Below are 26984 nucleotides of genomic sequence, written 5' to 3'. Positions count from 1 at the left end.
AGAAAATGGCAACGAAACGAATTGAGGTGAAAGGTGCAAGGGCCCATAACCTGAAAAATATCGATGTCTCTATTCCGAGGGATCAGCTTGTCGTTTTGACAGGTCTTTCGGGATCAGGGAAATCATCCCTTGCGTTCGATACGATATATGCAGAGGGGCAGCGGCGCTATGTCGAGTCTCTCTCCGCATATGCCCGCCAGTTTTTAGGACAGATGGACAAACCCGACGTCGATGCGATTGAAGGCCTGTCGCCGGCGATCAGCATCGATCAGAAAACAACGAGCCGGAACCCCCGGTCGACAGTCGGAACGGTGACGGAAATCTACGATTATCTCCGGCTGCTGTTTGCCAGAATCGGAAAGCCGGTTTGCCCTGTTCACGGCATTGAAATTACCTCGCAAACGATCGAACAGATGACGGACAGAATTTTGGATTATCCCGAGCGGACGAAGATCCAGGTGCTTGCGCCGATCGTCTCGGGAAGAAAAGGATCGCACGTGAAAGTGCTCGAACAAATCAGAAAACAAGGCTATGTGAGAGTCCGGATCGACGGCGAAATGAACGACCTCTCAGAGGACATCGAGCTCGAAAAGAATAAAAAGCATTCGATCGAAGTCGTCGTCGACCGCATCGTCATAAAAGAAGGCGTAACCGCCCGTCTCACAGACTCGCTCGAAACGGCGCTCCGCCTCGGCGAAGGCCGTGTGATCATCGACGTGATCGGGCAGGAAGAGCTGCTGTTCAGCGAGCACCATGCCTGTCCGCACTGCGGTTTTTCAATTGGGGAACTGGAGCCGAGGATGTTTTCTTTCAACAGCCCGTTCGGCGCATGTCCGAGCTGCGACGGCCTCGGGTCCAAGCTGGAAGTCGATGTAGAGCTCGTCATTCCAAACGATGAGCTGTCTCTAAAGGAGAATGCGATTGCACCTTGGGAACCGCAGAGCTCCCAATATTATCCGAAGCTGCTTGAAGCGGTATGCAGCCACTATGGAATCGATATGGATATTCCGGTCAGAGACCTGCCGAAGCACCACCTTGAGAAAATCCTCTACGGCAGCGGAGGCGAGCAGATTTATTTCAGATATGAAAACGACTTCGGACAAGTCCGGGAAAACTACATTGAGTTCGAAGGCGTCATCCGCAATATCGAAAGGCGCTATAAAGAAACCAGCTCGGATTATGTTCGTGAACTGATGGAAAAATATATGGCTAATCAGCCGTGCCCTTCATGCAAAGGCTACCGTCTGAAAAAGGAATCCCTCGCCGTGCTGATTAACGGCCTTCACATCGGTAAGATAACCGAAATGTCGGTAGCTAACGCCCTTCAATTTTTCCGTGAACTTGATCTTTCGGAAAAAGACATGAAGATCGCCAACCTCATTTTGCGGGAGATTGAAGTAAGGCTCGGATTCTTGAACAATGTCGGGCTTGACTATTTGACGCTCAGCCGCGCAGCCGGCACTCTGTCGGGGGGAGAAGCGCAGCGGATCAGGCTTGCAACGCAAATCGGCTCAAGGCTGACCGGTGTCCTTTACATCCTTGATGAGCCGTCAATCGGTCTTCATCAACGCGATAACGACCGCCTGATTGAGACGCTCAAAAACATGAGGGATATCGGAAACACATTGATCGTCGTCGAGCATGACGAGGATACAATGCTTGCCGCCGATTATTTAATCGATATCGGGCCCGGCGCGGGTGTACACGGGGGAGAAGTAATCTCCGCCGGAACGCCGGAAGAAGTGATGAACGATGATCAATCTCTGACAGGGCAATATCTTTCAGGGAAAAAATTCATTCCTCTTCCTGCCGAGAGAAGAAAGCCTGACAACCGCTTTATCGAGGTAAAAGGGGCAAAGGAAAACAACTTGAAAAATGTTTCCGTGAAATTTCCGCTCGGCGTGTTCACAGCTGTTACCGGGGTATCGGGATCAGGGAAAAGCACGCTCGTTAATGAAATTCTCCACAAAACGCTGGCTCAGAAGCTGCATCGGGCTAAGACGAAACCGGGAGAATACAAAGAAATAAAAGGAATCGAGCACCTCGATAAAGTGATCGATATTGACCAGTCTCCGATCGGCCGGACGCCGAGGTCAAATCCGGCCACATATACCGGCGTGTTCGATGACATCCGCGACGTGTTTGCCCAGACGAATGAAGCGAAAGTCAGAGGATACAAGAAAGGGCGCTTCAGCTTTAACGTCAAAGGCGGACGCTGTGAGGCCTGCAAAGGCGACGGAATCATTAAAATCGAGATGCACTTCCTGCCCGATGTATACGTTCCTTGTGAGGTTTGCCACGGAAAGAGATACAACCGTGAAACGCTTCAGGTTACGTACAAAGGCAAAAATATCTCTGACGTGCTTGAGATGACGGTCGAGAATGCCGTTCAATTTTTTGAGAACATCCCGAAAATCAAGCGCAAGCTGCAGACCCTCTATGATGTCGGTCTTGGCTATATTACGCTCGGACAGCCGGCTACAACGCTTTCCGGGGGAGAAGCGCAGCGGGTCAAATTGGCATCTGAACTTCACCGCCGTTCAACGGGAAGATCCCTTTATATTTTGGACGAGCCGACGACAGGACTGCACGTCGATGATATCGCAAGGCTTTTGGCCGTTCTGCAGCGCCTGGTCGACAATGGAGATACAGTGCTTGTAATCGAACACAATCTAGATATTATAAAAGCGGCTGATTATTTGATCGACTTGGGTCCTGAAGGCGGAGACGGCGGGGGAATGATCGTGGCTGCCGGACCTCCCGAAGAAGTCGTGAAAGTCGAAGGGTCATATACCGGCCGTTATTTAAAACCGATCATTGAACGCGACAAAAACAGAATGAAGAAGCGGCTTCAAGAAAAAGAAGCTGTCAGACCGTAAAGAAAAAGCTGCCGATGTCACGTCGGCAGCTTTTTCAATGGCCGAATGATCCGCGGCAAGCTTTGTTCAAAAAGATTTTCATTGCTCTTTTATTCAATAGCTGTTATAACGTAAAAAAACAAACAATAAAGGGGGATGGGGTGATGAAGATCGATCGCATGGATCATTTGGTACTGACTGTAAAAGACATTGATGCGACATGTGATTTTTACAGCCGTGTGCCGGGGTTGAATGCGGTCACTTTTCGAGAAGGAAGAAAAGCGCGACATTCGGCAGGCAAAAAATAAACCTCCACGAAGCCGGAAAATAGTTTGAGCCGAAGGCACAGCACCCGATGCCCGGCTCCGCAGACCTGTGTTTCATACAAATGCCGGCATTGATGATGTGATTCGTCATCTGGAGGGGCTGTCCATTAAAATTGAAGAAGGCCCCGCAGAGCGAATGGGCGCTGAAGGGCCGGTCGTTTCGGTTTATATCAGAGATCCCGACGGAAATCTGGTTAAAATATCATGAAAACGGTTAACGTTCAGTCCGGCTGATGTGTTTGGTCGCTTCACTCATACTGTTTAAAATATGGGTGCTGCTGCTGTTCAGCAGAACCTTTAAATAGCGGATTTCGCTGGAAAGCGGAGGAGCGGAATTGATCGATTCCAATCGGTTCACGATCTCCTGATTCATCCTTTTTTGTTCCTGAATCAGACTAAGAAGCTGGGAGGCGGATGAGGCGTATACTTCCGATTTCTGTTTCATAACGCTCGCTCCTTTTCATTGGCTTTGCCACATATTTTAAAGGGTTATAAAAAAAGAATCTATTCATAAAATCTAAAAAAATCAATTTGCGAAGTTTGACGCACGCCGATCGAATGAAAATGAAACCTAAAGGCCATGATACACGTAAACTAAGTATAAGGTCACTGTACATTAGACTCACAAAGAACGGTTTACATCATAAGGAGTGTTATGTATGACGAGAAACAACGCGCTGATTTCTTCAATTTGTTATTTTAGTGTTTTTTTTGCCCCGCTTATTTTGCCAATCGCAGCGTATTTTATAACAGATGATCAAGAAACGAAAAAGCATGCGATGCGTTCGCTTATTTCGCATATTATTCCGTTTATAAGCGTAGTCATATTGGCAGCAGGCGCGATAAGCGGTACGCTTATCTTTGGTGACGGCGGTTATTTGGCGGTCATTTTCATGATCGGAGGTTTCGTTTTTTTCGGGATCATCAGTTTGATTATTGTGGTCTGGAACGTAGTTCAAGGGATTAAAATGCTGACTCAGGCCTAAAAGAAGGAGAACGGGGGAGCTTTTCATGAAGCATGAGAAAGAACGAATTTTAAAATTGGTCGAGGAAGGAAAGCTGTCTGCAAAAGAGGCGCTGATCCTGATCGAAAAACTTGAAGAAGACTACAAGGAAACCGAGAGCAAGGTGACAGCCCTGTCTGAGGATGTCATTGATTCGGAGGACTTCTACAGCGAAAAGAAAAAAGAACCGAAGCCTTCGATCGGTTCAAAACTGTTCGAATGGATTGATACCGCTGTAAAAAAAGTAAAAGAAGCAGACTTGGATTTGAATTTCGGGCACTCGTACGATGTCCAGCATATATTCCAGTTTAAAGACACTGATTTTTCGACTCTGGATATTCAGCTTGCCAACGGCAGCGTCAACCTTGTACCATGGAGCGATTCCGACATCAGAGTCGAATGCCAGGCAAAAGTGTACCGGGCTGAAAATCAGGATGAAGCAAGGCAGGCTTTTCTCCAGCATATCGACTGCGGTGTGGAAGGCGATAAGTTCATGATCCGTACCGAGAAAAAAACGATGAAGACCAACCTTACCGTCTATATACCGGACAAAGAGTACGGCAAAATCCGCTTTAAACTGTTTAACGGCCCGGTCAGAGGGGAACATTTAAACGTAAAAGAGCTGTCCGCCAAAACGACGAACGGCGTGCTGTCGTTCTCTGCTCTCACGGCAGGAAAAGCTTCATTGGAAACTGCAAATGGACAAATCAAACTAGCCGACCATACTTGCGGAGAGATTGAAGCGGAAACCATCAATGGATTGATCGACCTTAAAGGTTCATGCGAGGCGCTTGACCTGCAGAGCTTTAACGGCAATATCGCGGCAACAGTCAAAAATCCGCACTGCCGGACGGCATATGTGAAAACAACGACTGGAAGCGTAGAGTTGAATGTTCCCCGGGACTGCGCTGTTACAGCGGAGCTGAAAAGCAATCTCGGTTCTCTGTCTCATGATCTTTCAGATGCAGAAATTTTAAAGGAAAAAAACGAGACAATCCAGAAGGAAATGTACCTAAAAGCAAATCAAAATCATGATCATAGCATGACCGTGTTTTTGGAATCGAAGACAGGATCGATCCATTTAAACCATACACAGGAGTGATACAATGAAAAGGCTATTTCGATCCGAAACAGACAGAAAGATTGCCGGGGTCGTCGGAGGTCTTGCTGAATATTTAAATATGGATGCGTCATTGCTGAGAATCATTACGGTTCTATTATTTATATTTTCGACCGGAGTTCCCGTCCTGCTGATTTATATTGTCTGGGTATTCCTTGTGCCGAATGAAGGAGACGTCAACAGATGATGAGATGGATTATAAACGTTCTTGTCAATGCCTTATTATTAATTGTCATTGCCGGTTACTTTGATGCGGTTCACGTCAGAAGCATCGGAGCAGCCATTACGGCAAGCTTGATTTTATCCATCTTAAATATGTTTGTGAAGCCCGTGCTGGTGATTTTGACGCTGCCCGTCACAGTAATTACGCTAGGTTTATTTTTGTTTATCATCAATGCGATCACTCTTTATATGACCGCGTCCATTATGGGGGACAGTTTTGACCTGGACGGCTTTGGGACAGCCATTTTTGCGTCGATCGTCCTGTCGGTTTTTCACTTGCTCATTCAAAAAGCAATTATCGAACCGATGTCCAGAAAATAAGTTGAAGTCTGATGAATCATCAGGCTTCTTTTTTTTGCCCGGATGTCTCTTTCATAAAAATGATCTGTAAAGGCAAAATACGAAAGGGAGGTAGACGATGAAAAAGTACAGAAATCGCCAAACCCTTTTATTGTTGGCCGCAGTTTTACTTTTTGCCTTGCAGATCCCGATTTCGTCCGCATCGGGTGAAGAGCATATTCAGCCTGGTTCACCGGTTATCAGGCATACTCCTGTTGAACAAGTTCAAAAAGGAGATGACATATATTTTTCCGCGCAGGCGGCCGCCGACACGGTCATTTTATATTACAAGCAGCATGACGAATTGCCGTATCGGGCGATTCCGATGGAAGTTGAGCCGGGCAGACAGAACGCCTATATTGCCAAATTGGAAAGCGAATCCATAGCATCCGGCAAAGTCCAGTACTACATTGAAGCTCAAGTCGGCGACTCCTCTGTGAAGACGGATGTGTATACTGTCGCCCTGAAAGGCATGCGTACAGATACACAAAAGCTTCCGGAGCTGTTGATCACGGAAATGGTAGTCGACACGTCAAACACCGGTGGAAAGGACGGCTATGAATTTATTGAAGTTTATAACAATACCAATAAAGCTGTTCATCTGAACAGCTACAAAATCAAGTACAGACATCCTGAAAAGGGCAAGGAATCAGACGTCATCTGGCCTTTTGAGCACGATGATGTGGCGATTCCTTCCGGTCAAACACACGTGTTTTGGGTGAAAAACCGCTCAAACGGTCATCTGACGGAAAGTGATTTCAATCGGTATTACGGTGTTCACCTTCGTGAAGGCAAAACGCTTACTGCTCTCAAAGGGGGCGGCATGGAGAATACGGCGCCGAGAGAGGTGATCATCTGCACAAACAGCGGAGAAGAGGTCGCATCCGCCCGTTATCAAAGCGAGCCGGATAAAACCGATGTCGCCAAAAATAAAGCGCTTCTGTATCGATATCCGCTGGACGGAACGAAGCATATGAAAATCATATCGGCCGGGGAAGAAAAACCGTCGCCTGGTTCGCTTCTGAAGACGCAGGCACCTTCACAGACGGTGACGGTTATGCCGGACAGAGAAAAGCCGGAGATCCATGATATGACGGATCATCAAGCTGTAAAACCGGGTGAAACGATCCAGCTCTTAGCTGATATGAAAGACAATCGGCAAGTGAAGCAGGCGCAGTTTTTCTACCGCATGAATGATGATGAGCCGTTTACCGAAGTCCGTGTTGAAAAAAGCCGCAATGACGGCCTGTACCGCCACAATATCTATTTTGCCGAACTCATTGGCAAAGAAAAAGTGGAGTACTATATGCGGGCCGGTGATGGATCAAATGTTTCGTCGACTGAAAAGAAAACGATACCGCTCGAACAGCGCATTTTGAAGGGACTCAGGCTGAATGTAAGCGAAGGCGGAACCGTTTCCGGAAAAATGCTGTTGAAAGCCACATCAGAAAAGCCGCCTTCTGAAACGACAATTCGTATTGACGGGATTGAACAAAAAGAAGGTGAACCGGCGCTTGAAAAAAAAGCCTACTTTGCTTTCGATGTCAATCAAACGAATCTGTATTTTAAAAATGCTGTAACGATCGGCAGGAGAGTTCAAAAAGTTTTTGACGATTCGCGCCGCCGGTATGCGACAATTACGGTCCCGGTTTCTCCGGATGAATTTAAAAAAGGAAAGCCGTTTTCGATTAAAGTTCGTTCAGGTACGAAATCAACACCATTTGAACAAACTGCAGAAGAAAACAGGGATGATTTTGTCCTCAAGAACCCCCGCCTCATACTCGCGGATGGGACCATCATCCGCGATGAGCGATACGACGATCCGAAAGCCGAGCTTCCGGCCGGTGACGGCCCTGGGGCGCATGAATGGTATGAATTCCGTTTTACGATTCCGGAAGCCAAGTTTGCATCGCTTGCGAGTCAATGGCATACACGCGCCTGGAACGAAGGGCAGCACATCGTTGAAGCGGAGAATGGCGAAGAAAGGCTCATCCGCAGGGTAACGGTCGATAACACAGGTCCTGAGATCAAAACGTCATTAAAAGACGGCAGGACGTATAAAGGGTCGTTTGAGATCAATGCGGCCGCACACGATAAATGGAGCGGGATGAAAAGCATAAAAGCCTTTCTTGACGGCAAAAAGATTGCGCTTCCCTATCTCGTATCTTCTGCCCGCCTGGATGCGGGAAAGCACGAGTTGAAAATAAAAGCGGAGGACAGCGCCGGCAACCTGTCAATCGTAAAAAAGGCATTTTACATTAAAGAGGAAAAGCCGGACAAGCCCGCTCGGGTCAAAAATACACCCGGCAGCACACATGCTAAGCTCGCCGTCCGCGTCAAGGACCCGACAAAAGATAAGATGAAAGTGTCATTCCATCAGGGATTTCAGTACACAGTAAAAGACGAAGAGCATGTTGATGTGTCAGCGAACGAAAGCGGGACGGAACCTCCGCAAAGCTTTGCGGTCAGGGGGGAAAAGGCGCTGACAAAAGAAGAGCGCAGCGGCATGTCCGCACTTGACGGAAAAGGTTTTGAAACCTCATCAACAACAAAGTTTCCGTACCATCGCTTTGATGTAAAAGTGGATGAAAATACGGGGCCGAACGACAAGGTGGAAGTGCTGTGGCGCGGGAGTTCGCTTCCCGGCAGAAAAGTCTCCATGTTCGCCTGGAACTGGGCCAGCAAGAGGTGGGAGACGCTTGCATTCCATGTTGCAAAGGATGGCAAACCTTTTACCCTCAAAGGAAGCATAAAAGCCGCCGATTATATCCGCCAATCCAAGGCGAGCATCATCATTCAGGATCAAATTCAGCTTTCGCAAAATGACTATACATTTGTGTGGATGTCTGATACGCAATATTATTCGGAAAGCTATCCGCACATTTTTGAACGTCAGGTCAAGTGGATCGCGGAACAAAAGGACAAGCTGAACATTCAGTACGTCTTTCATACGGGGGATCTTGTGGATGAAGCGGATCAGCCGCTGCAATGGAAGCGCGCCGACCAGTTCATGAAAGTTCTCGACGACAATCAAGTTCCATACGGCGTGCTGGCGGGCAATCACGATGTCAGCCATAAAGACCGGTCATATTTGAAATTCGGCAGGTACTTCGGGGAGAGGCGTTTTAAACAAAAACCGCATTACGGCGGGTCTTATCAGAATAACAAAGGGCATTACGACCTCATTTCCAGCGGGGGCAACGACTATATCATGGTGTCGATGGGGTGGGGAATCGGAAAAAAAGAACTGCAGTGGATAGATGATGTTCTGAAACGCCATCCCGATCGAAAAGCGATTTTGGCATTTCACGAGTTTTTGCTTGTCAGCGGAAGCAGAAGTCCAATCGGGGAGAAAATATTTGAACAGATCATCAAGCGGAATCCGAATGTGATTGCCGTATTGAGCGGTCACTATCACAGCTCCAACTTAAAAGTCGACAAGCTTGATGATAACGGGGACGGCAAGCCGGATCGCAAGGTTTATCAAATGCTTGCCGACTATCAGGGCGGTCCTGAAGGAGGCCAAGGTTATTTAAGAATTCTCCATGTGGATCCGAAGCATGACACGATCCATGTCAAAACGTATTCGCCATATCTTGATGACTATAACTTTTATGATCCGCACCAATTTGGCCCGAAGGACGAGTTCAACATTAAAACGGATCTGAAACCGAGGAAGAAAAAGGTTAAAACCGATTATTTTGAGCTGAATGTCTTTTCGAACAAGGAAATTGGGAAAGCAAAAACGGTGAAAAGCGGAAAGACGGCTTCCGTGACGTGGAAAGATTTGCAGCCGAATACAACCTATTTCTGGTACGCCGCAGCTTCAGATCAATACGGCGGCAACAGCAGGTCTCAAATGTGGAGATTGACGACAAAAGACGATGGCATGAAATCCTTTTTAATAGATCAAACAGCCGGGGCGGGCTCGGCCCTGAGGCAATTGTCGGGGAGCCCCCCGCCGGCCGGGATGATTTTAAAGAAAGGGACAAACCTCCCAATTGCTGAAATCAGCTTGTGGCTGGCGGCGGTTTTCCTTTGCGAACGCAAAAAGCATTTGTTTTCCTAAGAGGGAGCAAATGCTTTTTAGTTTGTCACGTCTTTTTTTAGACGGCTTGCCGTGTCGGTTTGTTTTTTCCTATAAAGCGATAAAACGCTGACAGAAGCAATGACTGCAAGTGAAAGGACGGCGGCTGTGAAGTAGAGGTTAAAAAACCCCGCTCCCACACTTTCATGGATCGCTTCGCTTATGATGTCTTTTACTTTTGGGTCGGAAATTTGGCTGAGGGATTCGCTCAGCCGCGATACGTCCGTCTCACCGCCTGCAAACCCCTTCAGAGTGATCCCTGCATCATTCAGCTTATGTTTGATATGTGTGCCGATATTTTCGTAGCCGGCCGTTATATATCCTGCATACAGCGCGGGCGCCAAGGTCATCCCCATCTGCCTGACGAGCGATAATGTACCGAGCGCTGTCCCGTAATCCTGTTTTGCCGCCTCGGATACAAGCATATTTAACGGCGCGCCTAACAGAAAGCCAAAACCGACCCCTGCGATGATGCTTGCCAAAACAAATTCCCACTTCTCTGTCACCCAGGAGGACAAGAGCAAAAACCCGGCGAACGAAATGACGCCAGAGAGCCGGGCCGCCTTTACCGGTCCTTTTCGATCGGCGAGCATTCCGCCGAGCCCGGCTCCTATCCCTGAAGCCAGCGCAAGAGGCGTCATCCAATACCCCGCTTTTTCAGGAGCGACGTGCAAATATTGTTCCGCATATGCAGGAATAAAAATAACGGCTGCCAAGAGTCCGCCGGATAAAAATCCGATAAAAAGCGTCCATTGAAACACCTTGTTTTTTAATAAACTGTAGGCAAGGATCGGGTCGCCTCCCTTCAGCTCTACGCGCTTTTCGTAAAAAATGAGTCCCGCAAACAGCGCGCAGCCGATCAGGAGAAAAAAGTAAACCTTTGGATCGGACAGGACGGCAGACAGGCGCTGTCCGTTTATATTCGTTATTCCGTACATCACAGCTAAAATCGCAAGAGACAATATCACAGTTCCGGCCAGATCTAGGGGTTTTCGTGTTCCGCCTTTTGTCTCCTTCATCAATGGAACGCTGAGGATGATCAGTGCTGCGGCAATCGGAAGGTTGATCAAAAACAGCCAGTGCCAGCTTCCGGTCATATCCAAAATAAAGCTGCCGATATTCGGACCGAGCACTGCCGCGATTCCGTTCATCGCACCTAAAAGCCCCAAGGCGGTTCCCTGTTTTTCTTTAGGCAGCGCAGTGAGAATATGCGAGCTCCCGATAATAAAGATTCCGCCTCCGCCAAGCGATTGAATCAGCCTCGCCAACAAGAACATTGGGAAGTTTTGGCTCAATGCAACGAGCAGCGAACCGGCGCCAAACAGCAAGACTTCGATGATAAACAGCTTTTTGCGTCCATACCGGTCAGACAGCTTTCCGACGATCGGAACGCTGACTGCCAAACCGAGCGTATAAAGCGTGATGCCCCAAGCTCCCCATGAGGGGGATACTTGAAACGAATCGTTGATTGTCGTCAGAGCGGCTGAAATGATGCCATTGTCTAAAGCAGCCATAAACACGCCGATCGTAAATAATAAAACGGCCCACTTTTGGTTCACGCCATATATCCTCCTTTTTTCATTAATTCAAAATGAATAATTCACTTTGAGTGAACTATTTTAATCATCCTTAAAAAAACACGTTTTGTCAAAAGAAATTTTTCAACAAAAAAAGCTGCGCCGGTTTCCGGGCAGCTTGTCTATTCATCGTCAGCTTTTAACGCTTTTTCAAGAATGGTAAGGCCTTCATTCACTTTGATTTTTTCCTGTTCATTCAGCTTCTGGAGCGCTTTTTTGAGCTTTTCGTGGCCTTTTTTGTAAAGGCTTCGAAAAATCCCCTTTGCATCTTCGGTTAGTTCAACAACAATCGTTCTCCGGTCTTGCTCGGAATGTGTTCTTTTGATGAAGTTAGCTTGTTCAAGGCGGCTGAGCAGTCCGGTCATGTTTGAAAGGGAAGCGCCCATTTTTTCAGCGATTTCGGAGACTTTCAGTGTGCCGTGGTTGTTCAGAAGCATTAAAACCTTCATTTGCGGCATGCTGAGATCGAGCTTCATCCATTCGGAGACATCCCCCAGGCCGGCAGCGGTCAGTACTTTCATATAAAGAACCCATGTCTCTTTTTCTTCCGGGGTCAAAATGTCTTCGTTCAGCACGGTTGTATCATGGATATTGTATTTCAACGGTTCTTCACTTCCTTTTCGCGTTCCTCTTTACATACTACTGATTTTTCGCTTTGAAAGAAAGCACTTCATCGAAGTGTCAAGGGGGCCATTTTCAAAAAATGTTTTAGGTTCATTTTGAAAGTGATAGAATAAAGCTGAATGTCTAGTTCTTCATCTGAGAAGAGGAGGGTGCATCAATCGTGCCGAAAGTTCGAACAAAAGATGTGATGGATAAATTTAAGCTTGAGCTCATCAGCGGAGAAGAAGGGATCAACCGCCCGATTACGATGAGCGATTTATCAAGACCGGGCCTTGAAATGGCTGGTTATTTTACATACTATCCTAAAGAGAGGGTTCAGCTGCTTGGGAAGACCGAGATTACCTTTTTTGAAAAGCTTCCAGAGGAAGAAAAAAAGCAGCGGATGCTGTCGTTATGCACGGAAATTACACCGGCGATCATTCTTTCCCGTGATTTGCCGATTCCGCCTGAACTCGTCGAGGCTTCCGAAGAAAACGGCGTGCCTGTGCTTCGTTCTCCGTTAAAGACGACGCGCCTGACGAGCCGTCTGACGAATTTTCTTGAAAGCCAGCTGGCTCCGACAACTGCGATTCACGGCGTCCTCGTCGATGTTTACGGCGTCGGGGTGCTCATTATCGGAAAGAGCGGCGTCGGAAAAAGCGAAACGGCTTTGGAGCTTGTCAAAAGAGGCCATCGCCTTGTGGCGGATGACTGCGTTGAGATCAGACAGGAAGACCAGGATACATTGATCGGAAGCGCGCCTGAATTAATTGAGCATCTCCTGGAAATCAGAGGCCTTGGTATTATCAATGTCATGACGTTATTTGGCGCGGGGGCGGTCAGAAGCTTTAAACGGATTACTCTTGTCATGAGCCTGGAGCTTTGGGAGCAAGGAAAGCAGTATGACCGCTTAGGGCTTGAAGAAGACACAATGAAAATTATTGATACAGACGTTCCGAAGCTGACGATTCCGGTTCGTCCGGGAAGAAACCTTGCCGTCATCATCGAAGTGGCCGCAATGAACTTCAGACTGAAGAGAATGGGGCTGAATGCCGCTGAGCAATTTACCCATAAGCTTGCGGATGTGATTGAAGATGGTGAGCTTGAAGAATAGGAGCTGACAATATGAATGAAACGATTGAACCTTTAAATCCGATTGCTTTTCACCTGGGGCCGATTTCTGTCCACTGGTACGGCATTATCATCGGCCTTGGCGCTTTGCTGGGCTTGTGGCTGGCGGTCAGGGAAGGCGAACGGAGGGGACTGCATAAGGACACCTTTGTCGATTTGGTGCTTTTTGCGATCCCGATTGCGATTTTATGTGCAAGGGCATACTATGTCATTTTTCAATGGGGCTATTACAGTGAACACCCGGACCAGATTATTCAAATATGGAACGGCGGCCTTGCGATCCACGGCGGACTGATCGGCGCCGTGCTGACGGGAATCATTTATGCGAAGGTCAAAGGGCTTTCGTTTTGGAAGCTTGCTGATATCGCTGCTCCAAGCATCCTGCTCGGTCAGGCGATCGGCCGCTGGGGAAACTTTATGAACCAGGAAGCGCACGGTGAGGCGGTGTCAAGAGCGTTTTTAGAAAACCTCCACCTGCCTGATTTTATCATCAATCAAATGTATATCGACGGACAGTACTATCAGCCTACCTTTTTGTATGAATCGCTGTGGAGCTTCACGGGAGTCGTCGTTCTGCTTCTTTTAAGAAAAGCTAATTTAAAGCGAGGCGAGCTGTTCTTAATCTATGTCATTTGGTATTCGATGGGACGCTACTATATCGAAGGCCTTAGAACGGACAGTCTGATGCTGACGGCGAACCTTCGCATCGCACAGGTGATTTCGATCGTCCTGATCCTCTGTGCGGCTGCGCTGATAGCCTACAGACGTTTCAAAGGCAGGGAGATTAAACGGTATCAGGAGATGTAGCGATTTTACAAAGGGGAGACAGCAATGAAGGGAACTTTAAAAGCCGGCGCTGTGGCGGGGCTGAAAACGACGTGGACGCTCGGAAAAGTGATTTTTCCTGTCACGCTGATTGTCAGCCTGCTTCAGCATACTCCGGTGATGGACTGGTTGATCAAACTGATCACGCCGGCGATGGGAATTTTCGGGTTGTCAGGGGAAGCGGCGATACCGCTTGTGCTCGGGAACATGCTGAACTTGTATGCCGGAATTGCGGGGATTTTAACGCTTGATTTGACGGTTAAAGAAGTGTTTATTTTAGCGGTGATGCTGTCGTTTTGCCACAATTTGATTATCGAATCGACCGTTGCTTCAAGGGTCGGAATTAAAATATGGCTTATTTTGCTCGTGCGCATCGGTCTCGCCGTTTTTTCGGCCTTTATTATCAACCTTGTCTGGCACGGCGGTCAGGATGCGGCTAAATACGGCTTGATCTCTGCGAAAAGCGCCGCTCCTTCCGGCTGGCTTGAAATTGCGCTTGAAGCCGTCACCAAGGCGGGTCTTGGTGTCCTTCAGCTTGCAGCCATCGTGATACCGCTGATGATCATCATTCAATATATGAGAGACCTCGGCTGGCTGCATACTTTTTCAAAGTGGTTTGCACCGCTGACGAGAATGCTCGGAATGAAAGAGAACACCTCAATGACGATGGTTGCCGGGCTGACGATCGGCCTTGCATATGGGGCCGGCGTTATGATCAAAGCGGTCGAAGAAGACGGCGTCAGCAAAAGAGATGTAACGCTCGCGTTTATTTTTCTCGTCGCCTGCCACGCGGTTGTTGAAGACACACTCGTATTTATCCCGCTCGGCATTCCGGTCTGGCCTCTTTTGTTGATCAGGCTTATTACCGCGGTTCTGCTGACGATCGCGATTTCGCGCATCTGGAGAAAGCCGGGTTATTCCGTTCGCAGAAAGGAAGCTTTGTATGAAAGTTAATACGGTTTTATTTGATTTGGATGGAACGCTCATCAATACAAATGATCTGATAATCGCCTCATTTTTGCACACGCTCGATCATTATGCACCGGGACGCTATAAACGGGAGGATGTCCTTGCTTTCATCGGACCTTCCCTTTATGAAACGTTCTCAAGCATTCAAAAGGATAAGGCTGAAGAAATGATCACCATGTACCGGACATTTAATCATCAGATGCATGATGAACTGGTAACCGAGTATGAGACGGTTTACGAGACGCTTGAACGTCTTGCGGAAGAAGGGTATAAGCTCGGGATTGTCACGACAAAGCTGCGGGACACCGTCATCATGGGGCTTAAACTAACCGGGCTTGATGCCTTTTTCGAGACGGTTGTGACGCTGGATGACGTTAAGCGGCCGAAGCCTGATCCCGAGCCTGTTTTGCTCGCCCTTTCCAAGCTTGGCAGCCGTCCGGAAGAAGCGATCATGATCGGTGACAATTACCACGATATATTAGCAGGGAAGAATGCCGGAACGAAAACAGCAGGCGTTGCGTGGACGATTAAAGGAGAAGAAAGCCTTGCCAAACACGAGCCTGATTTTATGCTTCAGCAAATGAGCGATCTCCTTCGCATTCTTGAGGTGGAGAAAGCTTGAGAAGAACGAAGCGCTATCCGGTATCCGGCCCCAATTCCTTATGGCACATCTATCAGACGGTTCCGTTTTTTAAAGTGGTCAAAAACTTTATCGTCATTCAGGCAGCGCGCTATACGCCGTTTCTTGGTATGAAAAATTGGATGTACCGGACGTTTTTGCGGATGAAAATCGGAGAGAAATGCTCATTTGCTTTAATGGTCATGCCGGATATCATGTTTCCTGAAAAGATCTCCGTCGGGCGTAACACCGTGATCGGCTACAATACGACCATTTTGGCGCACGAGTATTTAATAAAAGAATATCGGCTCGGCGAGGTTGTCATCGGCGATGAAGTCATGATCGGAGCCAATACGACGATCCTTCCAGGCGTCGAAATCGGAGACGGCGCTGTCATTTCCGCCGGTACGCTCGTTCATAAAGATGTGCCTCCGGGCGCTTTTGTCGGAGGTAATCCGATGCGGCTGATCTATACAAAAGAAGAAATGGAAAAAAAGTTGGAGACCCCCGCTGAATAAAGAACGGGGGCCTTTATTTGCAATCAGCGTTAAAATTCATGATTGTTCCTTTCCGTAATATGCTTCACACCGATCCATTTCTTTCCGACTTTTGAGTATCTTGTATTTGTCATCGTAACGGAACTTGTACTGCTGTCGGTTCTGAAGATGGCCTCTTTCATGTTTGTAATCGTGCAGTTATCAATATTGACCACTGCCTTAAATGTCGAGCCTCCGAGCTGGCGAATGAATTTGCCTCCTTGATCCGCAGTGAAATTTTTCACAGTAAATGTACTCGCTTTATTAATCTGAAAGATTTTGTCCGCGGCAAGCCGGGCTGATCCTCCGTTAATCGTGACATTTCCTTCGCTTTTAACAGTCAGGGCATCTTCGCCGACATCTTCCCAAACAACGTTGTTTATGGAAGCGTTGCCATAAGTGTGAACACCATCAGCAGCAGGAGCGCCAAGCACGACATTTTTGAGCGTTGCACCATTCTCCACTTTGAAAATCGGTTTTTGATTTTCGCGCTGGCTGTCGTCCCCCAGCTCCGGACCTGCAATCAGCCGTTTGCCTTTTCCGTCATACGTTTGTCCTTTTTCGACTACAATCGTTTTGTGAACGACCTCGGCGGCCGAAGCGTTTTCGGGCATAGCCTGTCCAAACCCGCAGACGAGCAAACCTGACAAAATAACCGTACCTGCTAATCTCTTCATCATTTTCATCCTCCTCATGAAATATTGTTCAAAACAGATTTGTCCCCCTTAGATGAAAGTAATTTCTGGTCCTTTTGCAATAAGATGAGACACCTATTTCGGTACTATCATATATGCGAACTTGCTGAAATGTACACAAATAATTTGAATATTATGAAAAAACAGTAAATTAAACATGTGCAATGAGGTTGTTTTCTGTGTTTTGGATGTGACGAAAGGGTAAAGGGGCTTATTTTAATAGGGGTTGAAAGAACTAAAAAAAGGCAGGGGTTAATCTGCCTTTTTAAGCGGCGATCACGATCGCCTGACTGCCCATTTGTGTCCATGATTTCTCAAAATTTTCTCTGTCTGTTTTTCTGTTTTTATATCCGTACGGATCATTTAAATAAACGTAATCCTCATCATAGCCTGTCACGGCAACACTGTGAACGCTGTACGTCACATCGACTTTACCTGATGGCGTATTCCATGTTTCCATATCGTTGACTGGGGTGAAATGTACAGTGGTGATAACCCAAACCGGTCTTCCTTGATTCAGCTGTTCATATATTTTCTCCGGCTCACTTCCCGTCAAATCGACAGCTTTAGTACCTGCGTATGAATAGGCCAAATCGTAAATCGGGCCATGGTAGACACTCAGTCCGGGTCCGTTTTCCATATCTCCGACAAAGCCGTCGTTAGGATTTCCCTTTAAGCCGTTTTCATAGTGCAGAGGCACTTTTTTCACCTCATTGGCAAGCTCATTTTTTGTGACATTATATCCGCTGTAGTTTAAGATCATCGCCAGGCTGGCGACTTCACAGCCGTTATAAAGCTTCGGCGAGTCCATTTGGTTGATCAGCGGGACGTCAAGCGGCTGACGTACTTCTTTATTGTCAGCAGAATTCTTATGGCTGCTGTGCAACATTTCGGCTAACGGGCTTAACGCATCTTTAGAAAACAGTATAAGAACGGCGGTCATAAGAGCTGCTACGAAAAAAATAAAAAAAAGAGTTTTGAAAAATTTCATTCTGAGTCTCCTGTCTTCCCGTTGCTGGTTTGGTTAAGGCAAAGATTTGCGATCGTTTATATTATAACATCAAGATGTTCATTACATAAAAGTTATCATTTCCCATACAGTCCGGAGTCTATTTTAAGAACGGCTGTTGATTTTGATTCTTTTATCTGTTAGCATATTATCATATTAGCGAACTAAAGGATTCGGAATTTTCCTTCAAACGGTTATGGGGGTGCAAGTGCAGATGTTTATGTTTGAAAAACCGCATGGCATGCGGGATACGCTGCCTGTGCTTTACGAAACAAAGAAAAAGGTGCGCTCTTCATTAACAGAGGTGATGGCTTTGTGGGGGTATCAGTTCATGGAGACACCGGCCCTTGAATTTTATGATACGGTCGGTGTGCAGTCGGCCATATTGGATCAGCAGTTGTTTAAACTCCTTGATCAGGAGGGGCAGACGCTCGTGTTAAGACCTGATATGACGGCTCCGATCGCAAGGGTAGCGGCCTCAAAACTTCACAAAGATGATCACCCGCTCAGAGTGGGCTATGCTGCAAATGTGTTCAGGGCACAGGAGCGTGAAGGCGGACGTGCCGCCGAATTTGAGCAAGTCGGCGTCGAACTGATCGGCGATGGATCTACAAGCGCTGACGCAGAAGTGATTGCACTCGTCATTTTTTCGCTTAAAAATGCCGGCCTGACTTCATTTAAAATCTCGATCGGCCATGTCGGAATTTCAGACGCCCTGTTTGTGGAGGTTTTAGGAAATGAAGAAAGGGCTCATGTCCTGCGGCGCTATTTATACGAAAAGAACTATGTCGGCTACCGGGAGCATGTAAAATCCCTCAATTTATCCTCAATTGATAAAAGCAGGCTGCTCGAGCTTTTGGAGTTGAGAGGCGGTATTGAAACGTGCGGCAAGGCGGCATCGATCATCGATTCTGAAAAAGGAAAACACGCAGTTTCAGAACTAAAGACGCTTTGGGAGACACTCGGCGACTATGGTTGCACGGACGACATTAAGCTCGATTTAGGCATGGTCAGCCATATGAGCTACTATACCGGCGTTTTGTTTGAAATCTATGCTGAAAACGTCGGCTTTCCGATCGGAAACGGCGGCAGATATGACCAGCTTCTCGGCCGCTTCGACTCACCCGCTCCGGCAACCGGTTTCGGCATCAGGACTGACAGGCTGCTGGAAGCATTGAAGCCGGCGGAAGAGCAAGAAAAAATCGATGTCGTCATCTTCAGCACGGAACAGAGAAAAGAGGCGATCAAATTTGCCGAAGAAGAGCGAAGAAAAGGCAAAAAAGTCGTCATACAGGACTTAGCGGGAATCGGAGATATTGACCAAATGACAAAGTCTTTTCAAAACGTGACCTATTTTATCGGGGCCAGAAAGGAAGAGAAGCATGGGTAAGGAATTGACGATTGCGATGCCGAAAGGGCGGATATTTGAGGAAGCTGCCGATATGCTTCGAAAAGCAGGCTATCAGCTCCCTGAAGAATTCGACGATTCGAGAAAGCTGATCATTCAAGTGCCTGAAGAAAACCTTCGCTTTATCCTCGCCAAGCCGATGGATGTCACAACATATGTCGAGCACGGGGTGGCCGATGTCGGAATCGCCGGCAAAGATGTGCTGCTGGAAGAAGAACGCGATGTCTACGAGGTTCTTGATTTAAACATCAGCAAATGCCGTCTTGCCGTAGCCGGCCTGCCAGAGACGGCGGCCGACAGCGTTGCGCCCCGGGTTGCGACCAAGTATCCAAATGTCGCGTCAAGCTACTTCAGGGAGCAGGGAGAACAAGTGGAAATCATCAAGCTCAACGGTTCGATTGAACTCGCTCCCTTGATCGGGCTTGCCGGCCGAATCGTTGATATCGTATCAACAGGACAGACTTTAAGGGAAAACGGTCTGGTTGAAACCGAAAAAATTTGCGACATCACGTCGCGTTTCATCGTAAATCCTGTCAGCTACCGAATGAAAGACGCAGTCATCGATGAAATGGCTTCAAAACTTTCTCTTATTGTGGAAGGGGAAAAAGCAAAATGAAGATCAAATCCATCAGCGGAAATACGTCGGTTTCACTAAAGCGCACCATTGACGCCGGAACGGAAGAACAAAGAAAAGCAGTCCGCGGCATTATCGAAGAAGTGAAAAAGAACGGGAATTCAGCTGTTTCCGCATTCACAAGGCAATTTGACGGAGCGGATGTGGCCGACTTTCACGTTTCTGAAGAGGAAATCAAGGAAGCATACACCACGCTCAAAAAACGCGATCTCGAGATTATTCGGGCGGCGATTTTTAACATTAAAGAATATCATGAGCGGCAGCTCGCATCTTCATGGTTTTACCACCGCAAGGACGGAACGATGCTCGGCCAGAAAATCACGCCGCTTGATTCAGCGGGAGTGTACGTGCCCGGCGGAACGGCTGCTTACCCATCATCCGTCCTGATGAATGTTATTCCGGCGCTTGTTGCCGGCGTCGATCGCATTGTCCTTGCCTCACCTCCGGGAAAAGACGGCAAATTGTCGGCGGGAGTGCTGGCGGCTGCCGCCGAGCTTGGCGTCACAGAGATTTACAAAATGGGAGGCGCTCAGGCGATTGCCGCATTGGCTTACGGAACGGAAACCATTTCCCCCGTCGATAAAATCACGGGACCCGGAAATATTTACGTCGCCTTGGCTAAACGGGAAGTATTCGGCCAGGTTGATATCGATATGATCGCGGGCCCAAGTGAAATCGCCATCCTCGCTGACAGTACGGCAAATCACCGGGAAATCGCCGCTGATCTACTTTCACAGGCTGAGCACGATGCGATGGCAGCGAGCATTCTTGTCACCGACTCAAAGCCGCTTGCCGAATCTGTTTTAAAAGAGGTTTACGAACAGCTCGAACATCTTCCGAGAAAAGAGATTGCACGGCAGTCGATTGACAACCACGGTTTGATATATGTTACAAAGACGATGCATGAAGCCGTTTCCGTCATCAATGAGCTCGCTCCTGAACATTTGGAAATTTTAACAGCGCAGCCTGACGCCCTGCTCGGACAGATCAAACACGCGGGCGCTATTTTCCTGGGCCGCTACAGTTCAGAGCCGGTGGGCGATTATTTTGCGGGCCCTAATCATGTTCTGCCGACTAACGGCACAGCCAGATTTTCAAGCCCGCTAAATGTGACTGACTTCCAAAAGCGCTCCAGCATCATTTCCTACAGCAGGGATGCATTCCGCGAGAATGCCGAGAACATCGCGGCCTTTGCAAGATTAGAAGGACTTGAAGCCCATGCAAGAGCAATTGAATCCAGAAACCGGGAGGAAAACTGATGAGAAAAGCCGAACGGGCAAGAAAAACCAATGAAACTGATATTAAATTATCCTTTCATATTGATGGAGAAGGGAAAGCGGATATTCAAACGGATGTCCCGTTTATGACGCATATGCTCGATTTATTTACAAAACACGGGCAGTTTGATCTTTCAGTTGAAGCGAAAGGCGATGTTGAAATCGACGACCACCATACGACGGAAGATATCGGTATTTGTCTCGGACAGGCGCTTTTGGAAGCGCTCGGAGATAAACAAGGAATCAAACGCTACGGTTCGAGCATGGTACCGATGGACGAAGCGCTCGCCCAGGTTGCGATTGATCTGAGCAACAGGCCGCACCTCGAGTTCAGAGCCGAATTCCCGAGCCGGAAAGTCGGAACATTTGATACAGAGCTTGTCCATGAATTTTTGTGGAAGTTTGCGCTGGAAGCGCGAATGAATCTTCATGTCATCGTTCATTACGGTACGAATACCCACCACATGATCGAGGCGGTTTTTAAAGCGCTGGGACGTGCGCTTGATGAAGCGACATTGATCGATCCGCGGGTCAAAGGAATTCCGTCAACGAAAGGAATGCTGTAAATGATCGGTGTCATAGATTACGGAATGGGAAACCTGTACAGCGTCTCTAAAGCGCTTGAACGGATCGATGCTCCTTATTTCGTATCCGAGCATCCGGATGAACTTATGAAAGCGGACAGCTATATCCTTCCGGGAGTCGGAGCTTTTCGGGATGCGATGGAGACTTTAAGCCAGACCGGCCTGAAAACATTTATTCAAGATACCGTAAGTGAAGGAAAACCTCTTCTCGGCATATGCCTCGGTATGCAGCTTTTATTTGAAGAAAGCGAAGAACGCGGGGCGTCAAAAGGACTCGGCCTTTTGAAAGGAAAAATCGTTAAACTGAAAGACCGTGATCAAGCGGGAAATCGCTTAAAAGTGCCTCACATGGGCTGGAATCTTCTCACGGTCCACCGCGACTCTCCGCTTTTGCCAAAGACGAAAGAAGGGTATGCGTATTTCGTTCATTCGTATTATGTCTGCGGAATCGAAGAGGAAGCTTTGCTTGCCAGCGCCGAATACGGTGTGCGTGTACCTGCTGTCGTCGGTTTCGGCAATGTATACGGCGCCCAGTTCCATCCGGAAAAAAGCAGTGCGGTCGGCATGTCGATCTTAAAGCGTTTCAAGCAGCTTACACAAGAACAGAAGGTGAAAAAATGAGCGAGTTTACTGTATACCCTGCCATTGACATGAGAAACGGCAAATGCGTCAGGCTCATCCAGGGAGATTACGAAAAAGAAACGATTTACGGTCATTCCCCTCTGGATATGGCCTCCCGGTTTGCTGAAGCGGGGGCAGACTGGATTCATCTTGTCGATTTGGACGGGGCAAGGGAAGGCAAAAAAGTGAACGACAGCCACGTCATAAGCATTGCTGATGAACTCAACGTTAAAGTGCAGATCGGCGGCGGCATCAGGACCGAAAAAGACGTGTATGACTACTTGTCGCAAGGTGTTGAAAGGGTGATCTTAGGCAGCTCGGCCGTATCAAATCCCGAGTTTGTCAAAAACATGCTGAAAGCTTACGGCCGGCATATCGCAATCGGTCTTGACGCAAGAGACGGATTTGTTTCAACTGAAGGATGGCTTGAGACCTCCTCCGTTAGAGCGGAAGAGCTTGGCCGCGAGCTTGCGAATGAAGGTGCGGAAGTTTTTATCTTTACCGACATTGCGACTGACGGAATGCTGTCAGGACCGAATATCAGCAGTACAGTGGAGCTTGCCAGAGCAACCGGCAAACAAGTCATTGCCTCCGGCGGTGTCAGCTCTCTCGACGATCTTGAGGCGCTCGCTTCCCGGACTGCGGAAGGCGTCTCTGGCGCAATTGTCGGAAAAGCGCTGTATACCAATCAATTTACCGTGGCTGAAGCGCTTGAAAGGGTGGCGGCAAAGTGATCACAAAAAGAATTATCCCGTGTTTGGACGTAAAAGACGGCCGCGTTGTCAAAGGTGTACAGTTTGTTGAATTGAAAGATGCCGGCGACCCCGTTGAGCTGGCTGAAGTATATGATCGTGAAGGCGCCGATGAGCTTGTTTTCCTCGATATCTCGGCATCCCACGAGGGGAGAAAAACGATGGTTGATGTCGTTGAAAGAGTGGCGGCCAAGCTGGCGATCCCGTTTACCGTCGGCGGCGGCATCAATCGGTTGGATGAGATGAAAACGATCCTGCGGGCCGGAGCCGACAAAGTTTCCGTTAATACGGCTGCCGTTCTCCGTCCGGAGCTGATAACGGAAGGCGCTGACTTTTTCGGCTCTCAATGCATTGTCGTCGCGATTGATGCAAAATTCGATCCGGAAGCTGATCAGTATTATGTTTATACACACGGCGGACGTAAAAAGACGGACCTTGAGGCCGTCTCATGGGCGAAGGAAGCCGTTCAGCGGGGAGCCGGTGAAATCCTGCTGACAAGCATGGATGCAGACGGGGAAAAGAACGGATTTGACTGCAGGCTCACAAAGCTTGTGTCAGAAGCTGTTTCAGTCCCGGTCATTGCATCCGGAGGCGCAGGTCATGCGGGCCACATGTATGATGCATTTGCAGAAGGGCGGGCGGACGCGGCTCTTGCCGCATCTATCTTTCATTACAAAGAAACATCTGTAAAAGAAGTAAAAGCTTATTTAAAAGAGCGCGGGGTGAATGTAAGATGATCAAGGCAGACGAGTTGACTTTTAATGAAGCCGGCTTGATCCCGGCGATTGTCCAGGATGCAGCGAGCAAGGAAGTGCTGACACTTGCTTATATGAACAAAGAATCGTTTGAAAAAACGCTGGAAACGAAGGAGACATGGTTTTTCAGCAGATCGCGAAGAGAGCTTTGGCATAAGGGAGCGACGTCAGGAAACATTCAGCGTGTGATAGACATCAGGCTTGACTGTGATCAGGATGCGCTCATCGTGCTGGTCAAACCGGTAGGACCGGCCTGTCATACAGGAAGCTACAGCTGTTTCTCGCCCGGCGAACATATCAGACAGACTGATGGCGGCCGCTTTGACATCATCAATGAACTTGAAACGGTGATTGCCAAACGGCAGGCTGAAATGCCTGAAGGCGCATATACGACATATTTGTTCCGTGAAGGCGTTGACAAGATTTTGAAGAAGGTTGGCGAAGAAGCGGCGGAAGTCATTATCGCTGCAAAAAACCGGGATTCTGAAGAGCTGAAATGGGAAGCGGCTGACCTTCTTTACCATCTGCTCGTTTTGCTGAGGGAGCAATCCCTTCCGCTTGATGATGTGCTTGGCGTCCTGAAAGAGCGCCATGAAGGCTCTGAATCATAAGCGAATTGCTTACACCCAAAAAGCTAACTGCCTTTTGGGTGTTTTCCCGGTAGGGGAGCTATTTGATGTTTAATTTCATCACGATTTGCTCTCCGACCGGCCCCATTTTTCTTTCCCCTGTGTCTGTAAATCCGGCTTTCACATACAGGTGCTGGGCCGCGGTGTTTTTCACGTTCACAACCAGCACGATTTCATGACAATGGGTGAACTCCTTGGCGACAAACTCAGGAAGCTTGAGCATTCCTTCTTTTGCAAAACCTTTTCCCTGGTGCTTTCTGTCGACGGATAGCGCCGTTAACAGCATGGCGTCCGGGTTGTCCGAATAGCCTTTTACCCTCTCGGTCGCATGCAGGATAAAAAATCCAACGGGCCCGCCTTCGCTTAAAATTACGATTGGAAACTGACCGTCCGTCCGTTTTAAAACCTCTTTCGGCAGCGCGGTAAATCGATGCTGTCCTTCAGGAAGCTCGAATTCGAGAAGCGCAGCTGAATGTTCTTCCGAGAAATGCTTCAATTCTATTGATCCGCTTTTTTTCACGTAATGAACCCCCTTTCTATTATCATACAATGGGAACATATATTCGTCACCGTCTAGTGCTAAAAAAAGATTTTGCCCGGGTTAAAATAAAAAGCGCACTTCCGATATAAAACCTGCCTTGAGCCTTCTGAAAGCCCTATGCGCTCCGGTGCTCCAAACGTCCGGAATAAAATGGTGAAAAAACCATATGTGGAAAATGAAGAGAATTTTCTCGAAACTTGTTTTTGGCCTGTTAAGCCTGCTGGAAACTATGTTATACTACTCACGGTATATAGTTTGAAATGGAGGGTATCTGTGGGAAAGTACACTTCTGAACACCATAAAGATTCGAGAATTGTCCAACTGTTCCAAGATGGGCAATATTTTTATCATAAAGGGCTCAAAGCATACAGAGAACGCAATTTATCCCGCGCGAGCAAGCTCATTCAGAGAGCGATTTTTCTTGAACCGGAAAACACGGGAATGCTGTCCCAACTTGCGGTTATTTACACTGAAATGGGATTTTACCAGCAATCAAATGAACTTTTGGACTTTATCCTGACGAACATCAACGAAAAAATGACTGAATGCTACTATTTTAAAGCGAACAACTATGCGCACCTCGGCCTTTTTCACGAAGCCTATAAAGCAGCGGAGACTTATTTAAAAGAAGACCCGGACGGCGAGTTCAGCGAGGAAAATGCGGAGCTCCTTGATTTATTGGATATGGGAGAGGAAGATGAGGGCTATTCGCAGTTCGATCAGGACGACTTGATTCTGAAACAGGATCGGGCGAAATCACTGCTGGAAAATGGACAGCTTCAGGAATCGATCGTGATGCTTGAAGAAATCACTTCCGATTACCCCGAGTTTTGGTCGGCTTACAACAACCTTGCACTGGCATATTTTTATGCCGGAGACGTTCAGAAAGCCAAAACGACGATTTTTACGGTCTTGGAAAAAAGCCATGGAAACCTTCATGCGCTTTGCAATCTTCTCATTTTTTATCACTATGAACGACGGGACGATAAGGTCGAGGCGCTTTCCGAACAGCTTTCCAGTGTTTATCCGATGCTGTTTGAGCAAAGGTATAAGCTCGGCGCCACACTGTCCCTCGTCGGCAGATACGACCTCGGCTATAAATGGCTGAAATCACTCTACCGCATGGGGTTTGAAGGGGATGAGACCTTTTATTACTGGCTCGCCTGCTCGGCTTATTACACCGGCCGTACTCAATTTGCCCGGTCTGTATGGAAAAAGATGCAGGAAGAGTATCCGGATGACGCCCGCATGGAGCCGTGGAAAGAACGGAAGGAAAAGAAACCTGTCCAGCGGCCGCTTGAGGAGCGCCTTGCCGCGTACTATATCAGCGGAAGAAAAGGGGAAAAAGCCCAGCTGAAAGCGGTGCTTGATTCACAGATGGCAAAAACGCCGTTTGAAGATCAGTTTGTCAGGCTTGTGCTTTACGGGGAAAGCAGTGCAGCCGTTGATTCAAAAGACGCGCTTCTTGCTTACAGAACTGCGAAAGCGATTGAACAAGCGGATCAGTCAGCAATGGAGCAGGAGGCCATGTGCTTTTGGATTTTTCATGTCATTCAGCAGATCAGGGCTTACGGCCTTCAGCTGAAAAATGCCGGCGGGCTTGCCGCGGCGATCTATTACATTTGGAAGACAGAGCATCAGGAGCGGCTGACAAAAGCTGAAACCGCAAAAATCTTCCATATCTCGCCCGGAACGCTTTCTAAGTATGAGCGTACATTAAAAGAACATCTATAGAAACAGGTGTGAACTTTCACTGTTCAGCCTGTTTTATTATGTGAGCAAAAAAATAGCGATTATTCATGATATTTTATAGGATATGGGTAAGGAAGATATAAGAAGGGAATCTTATTTAACAGGAATGGA

General features: G+C 47.8%; 28 protein-coding genes. 22 read left to right on the top strand and 6 right to left on the bottom strand.

Going from position 1 to position 26984, the window contains the following annotated elements; genetic code table 11:
• Positions 1–5 precede the first annotated feature (5 nt).
• From uvrA to MHI30_RS18690, 3 genes are all read left to right on the top strand, one after another.
• The gene (gene uvrA / locus MHI30_RS18700; protein ID WP_075751492.1) at positions 6–2879 is read left to right on the top strand and encodes an excinuclease ABC subunit UvrA; all 2874 of its coding nucleotides are present in this window, start codon (positions 6–8) and stop codon (positions 2877–2879) included.
• A gap of 143 nt (positions 2880–3022) precedes the next feature.
• Positions 3023–3166 (top strand): VOC family protein, encoded by a 144-nt coding sequence (locus MHI30_RS18695; protein ID WP_003185642.1) that lies wholly within the window; start codon positions 3023–3025, stop codon positions 3164–3166.
• Positions 3167–3233: 67 nt separating this feature from the next.
• The gene (locus MHI30_RS18690; RefSeq protein ID WP_003185640.1) at positions 3234–3392 is read left to right on the top strand and encodes a hypothetical protein; all 159 of its coding nucleotides are present in this window, start codon (positions 3234–3236) and stop codon (positions 3390–3392) included.
• 6 nt (positions 3393–3398) lie between these two features.
• Here the strand turns inward: MHI30_RS18690 and MHI30_RS18685 are convergent, their stop codons facing one another.
• The gene (locus tag MHI30_RS18685; RefSeq protein ID WP_003185639.1) at positions 3399–3629 is read right to left on the bottom strand and encodes a hypothetical protein; all 231 of its coding nucleotides are present in this window, start codon (positions 3627–3629) and stop codon (positions 3399–3401) included.
• A 214-nt stretch (positions 3630–3843) separates the two neighbouring features.
• Here MHI30_RS18685 and MHI30_RS18680 point away from each other — a divergent pair, with 214 nt between their 5' ends.
• The 5 genes from MHI30_RS18680 (at position 3844) to MHI30_RS18660 (ending at position 9938) form a co-directional block, all read left to right on the top strand.
• The gene (locus MHI30_RS18680; RefSeq protein ID WP_003185637.1) at positions 3844–4170 is read left to right on the top strand and encodes a DUF4870 domain-containing protein; all 327 of its coding nucleotides are present in this window, start codon (positions 3844–3846) and stop codon (positions 4168–4170) included.
• A 25-nt stretch (positions 4171–4195) separates the two neighbouring features.
• Positions 4196–5290 (top strand): DUF4097 domain-containing protein, encoded by a 1095-nt coding sequence (locus MHI30_RS18675; protein ID WP_003185635.1) that lies wholly within the window; start codon positions 4196–4198, stop codon positions 5288–5290.
• Between the two features lie 4 nt (positions 5291–5294).
• Positions 5295–5495: a PspC domain-containing protein gene (locus MHI30_RS18670; RefSeq protein WP_003185633.1), complete on the top strand. Its 201-nt coding sequence runs from the start codon at positions 5295–5297 to the stop codon at positions 5493–5495.
• Complete coding sequence (locus tag MHI30_RS18665) at positions 5492–5851, top strand: phage holin family protein (RefSeq protein ID WP_003185632.1); 360 nt, start codon at positions 5492–5494, stop codon at positions 5849–5851. Before MHI30_RS18670 ends, MHI30_RS18665 begins: the two co-directional genes overlap by 4 nt.
• Positions 5852–5948: 97 nt before the next feature.
• On the top strand, positions 5949–9938 hold the full coding sequence (locus tag MHI30_RS18660; protein ID WP_009329651.1) for a metallophosphoesterase: 3990 nt from the start codon (positions 5949–5951) through the stop codon (positions 9936–9938).
• 17 nt (positions 9939–9955) lie between these two features.
• On the opposite strand, the gene MHI30_RS18655 is transcribed toward MHI30_RS18660, so the two are convergent.
• On the bottom strand, positions 9956–11515 hold the full coding sequence (locus MHI30_RS18655) for an MFS transporter (RefSeq protein WP_003185627.1): 1560 nt from the start codon (positions 11513–11515) through the stop codon (positions 9956–9958).
• Positions 11516–11655: 140 nt separating this feature from the next.
• On the bottom strand, positions 11656–12135 hold the full coding sequence (locus MHI30_RS18650; protein WP_043926654.1) for a MarR family transcriptional regulator: 480 nt from the start codon (positions 12133–12135) through the stop codon (positions 11656–11658).
• Between the two features lie 182 nt (positions 12136–12317).
• Between MHI30_RS18650 and hprK the strand changes: the two genes are divergently transcribed.
• Genes hprK through MHI30_RS18625 form a run of 5 tightly spaced genes read left to right on the top strand, consistent with a single transcriptional unit; the run spans position 12318 to position 16198 of the window.
• On the top strand, positions 12318–13250 hold the full coding sequence (gene hprK, locus MHI30_RS18645) for an HPr(Ser) kinase/phosphatase (RefSeq protein ID WP_043926653.1): 933 nt from the start codon (positions 12318–12320) through the stop codon (positions 13248–13250).
• An 11-nt stretch (positions 13251–13261) separates the two neighbouring features.
• Positions 13262–14074, top strand: coding sequence for a prolipoprotein diacylglyceryl transferase (gene lgt, locus MHI30_RS18640; protein WP_075751491.1), 813 nt, complete (start codon positions 13262–13264; stop codon positions 14072–14074).
• 24 nt (positions 14075–14098) lie between these two features.
• On the top strand, positions 14099–15046 hold the full coding sequence (locus tag MHI30_RS18635; protein WP_075751490.1) for a nucleoside recognition domain-containing protein: 948 nt from the start codon (positions 14099–14101) through the stop codon (positions 15044–15046).
• Complete coding sequence (gene ppaX / locus MHI30_RS18630) at positions 15036–15683, top strand: pyrophosphatase PpaX (protein WP_075751489.1); 648 nt, start codon at positions 15036–15038, stop codon at positions 15681–15683. The genes MHI30_RS18635 and ppaX overlap by 11 nt, the downstream gene beginning before the upstream one ends.
• Positions 15680–16198, top strand: a complete 519-nt coding sequence (locus MHI30_RS18625; RefSeq protein WP_075751488.1) for an acyltransferase — start codon at positions 15680–15682, stop codon at positions 16196–16198. Before ppaX ends, MHI30_RS18625 begins: the two co-directional genes overlap by 4 nt.
• A gap of 29 nt (positions 16199–16227) precedes the next feature.
• Here the strand turns inward: MHI30_RS18625 and MHI30_RS18620 are convergent, their stop codons facing one another.
• Positions 16228–16893, bottom strand: coding sequence for a pectate lyase (locus MHI30_RS18620; RefSeq protein WP_075751825.1), 666 nt, complete (start codon positions 16891–16893; stop codon positions 16228–16230).
• 283 nt (positions 16894–17176) lie between these two features.
• The gene (locus tag MHI30_RS18615) at positions 17177–17902 is read right to left on the bottom strand and encodes a C39 family peptidase (protein ID WP_075751487.1); all 726 of its coding nucleotides are present in this window, start codon (positions 17900–17902) and stop codon (positions 17177–17179) included.
• A gap of 232 nt (positions 17903–18134) precedes the next feature.
• On the opposite strand from MHI30_RS18615, the gene MHI30_RS18610 reads away from it, so the two are divergent.
• From MHI30_RS18610 to hisIE, 8 genes are read left to right on the top strand one after another with little or no spacing between them, the layout of a single operon-like run.
• The gene (locus MHI30_RS18610) at positions 18135–19310 is read left to right on the top strand and encodes an ATP phosphoribosyltransferase regulatory subunit (RefSeq protein ID WP_075751486.1); all 1176 of its coding nucleotides are present in this window, start codon (positions 18135–18137) and stop codon (positions 19308–19310) included.
• Entirely contained in the window at positions 19303–19944 is a 642-nt protein-coding gene (gene hisG, locus MHI30_RS18605) for an ATP phosphoribosyltransferase (RefSeq protein WP_065644281.1), read from the top strand. The genes MHI30_RS18610 and hisG overlap by 8 nt, the downstream gene beginning before the upstream one ends.
• Positions 19941–21221: a histidinol dehydrogenase gene (gene hisD / locus MHI30_RS18600; RefSeq protein WP_075751485.1), complete on the top strand. Its 1281-nt coding sequence runs from the start codon at positions 19941–19943 to the stop codon at positions 21219–21221. Before hisG ends, hisD begins: the two co-directional genes overlap by 4 nt.
• The gene (hisB, locus tag MHI30_RS18595; RefSeq protein ID WP_075751484.1) at positions 21221–21805 is read left to right on the top strand and encodes an imidazoleglycerol-phosphate dehydratase HisB; all 585 of its coding nucleotides are present in this window, start codon (positions 21221–21223) and stop codon (positions 21803–21805) included. Before hisD ends, hisB begins: the two co-directional genes overlap by 1 nt.
• Positions 21806–22444 (top strand): imidazole glycerol phosphate synthase subunit HisH, encoded by a 639-nt coding sequence (hisH, locus tag MHI30_RS18590; RefSeq protein ID WP_075751483.1) that lies wholly within the window; start codon positions 21806–21808, stop codon positions 22442–22444.
• Entirely contained in the window at positions 22441–23178 is a 738-nt protein-coding gene (hisA, locus tag MHI30_RS18585; protein WP_075751482.1) for a 1-(5-phosphoribosyl)-5-[(5-phosphoribosylamino)methylideneamino]imidazole-4-carboxamide isomerase, read from the top strand. Before hisH ends, hisA begins: the two co-directional genes overlap by 4 nt.
• A complete protein-coding gene (gene hisF, locus MHI30_RS18580; RefSeq protein WP_075751481.1) occupies positions 23175–23933 on the top strand; it encodes an imidazole glycerol phosphate synthase subunit HisF in 759 nt (252 codons plus the stop codon). The genes hisA and hisF overlap by 4 nt, the downstream gene beginning before the upstream one ends.
• Complete coding sequence (gene hisIE, locus MHI30_RS18575; protein WP_075751480.1) at positions 23930–24562, top strand: bifunctional phosphoribosyl-AMP cyclohydrolase/phosphoribosyl-ATP diphosphatase HisIE; 633 nt, start codon at positions 23930–23932, stop codon at positions 24560–24562. Before hisF ends, hisIE begins: the two co-directional genes overlap by 4 nt.
• Before the next feature lie 58 nt (positions 24563–24620).
• Here hisIE and MHI30_RS18570 read toward each other — a convergent pair whose 3' ends face one another.
• A complete protein-coding gene (locus MHI30_RS18570; RefSeq protein ID WP_075751479.1) occupies positions 24621–25100 on the bottom strand; it encodes a GNAT family N-acetyltransferase in 480 nt (159 codons plus the stop codon).
• Positions 25101–25394: 294 nt separating this feature from the next.
• Here MHI30_RS18570 and MHI30_RS18565 point away from each other — a divergent pair, with 294 nt between their 5' ends.
• Entirely contained in the window at positions 25395–26855 is a 1461-nt protein-coding gene (locus tag MHI30_RS18565) for a tetratricopeptide repeat protein (protein ID WP_075751478.1), read from the top strand.
• The last annotated feature ends 129 nt before the right edge of the window (positions 26856–26984 follow it).

The sequence above is a fragment of the Bacillus sp. FSL L8-0528 genome (assembly GCF_038593085.1).
GTDB lineage: Bacteria > Bacillota > Bacilli > Bacillales > Bacillaceae > Bacillus > Bacillus paralicheniformis.
The sequence above is the reverse complement of the archived record's forward strand: the minus strand, read 5'-3'. Positions and strand labels throughout refer to the sequence as shown.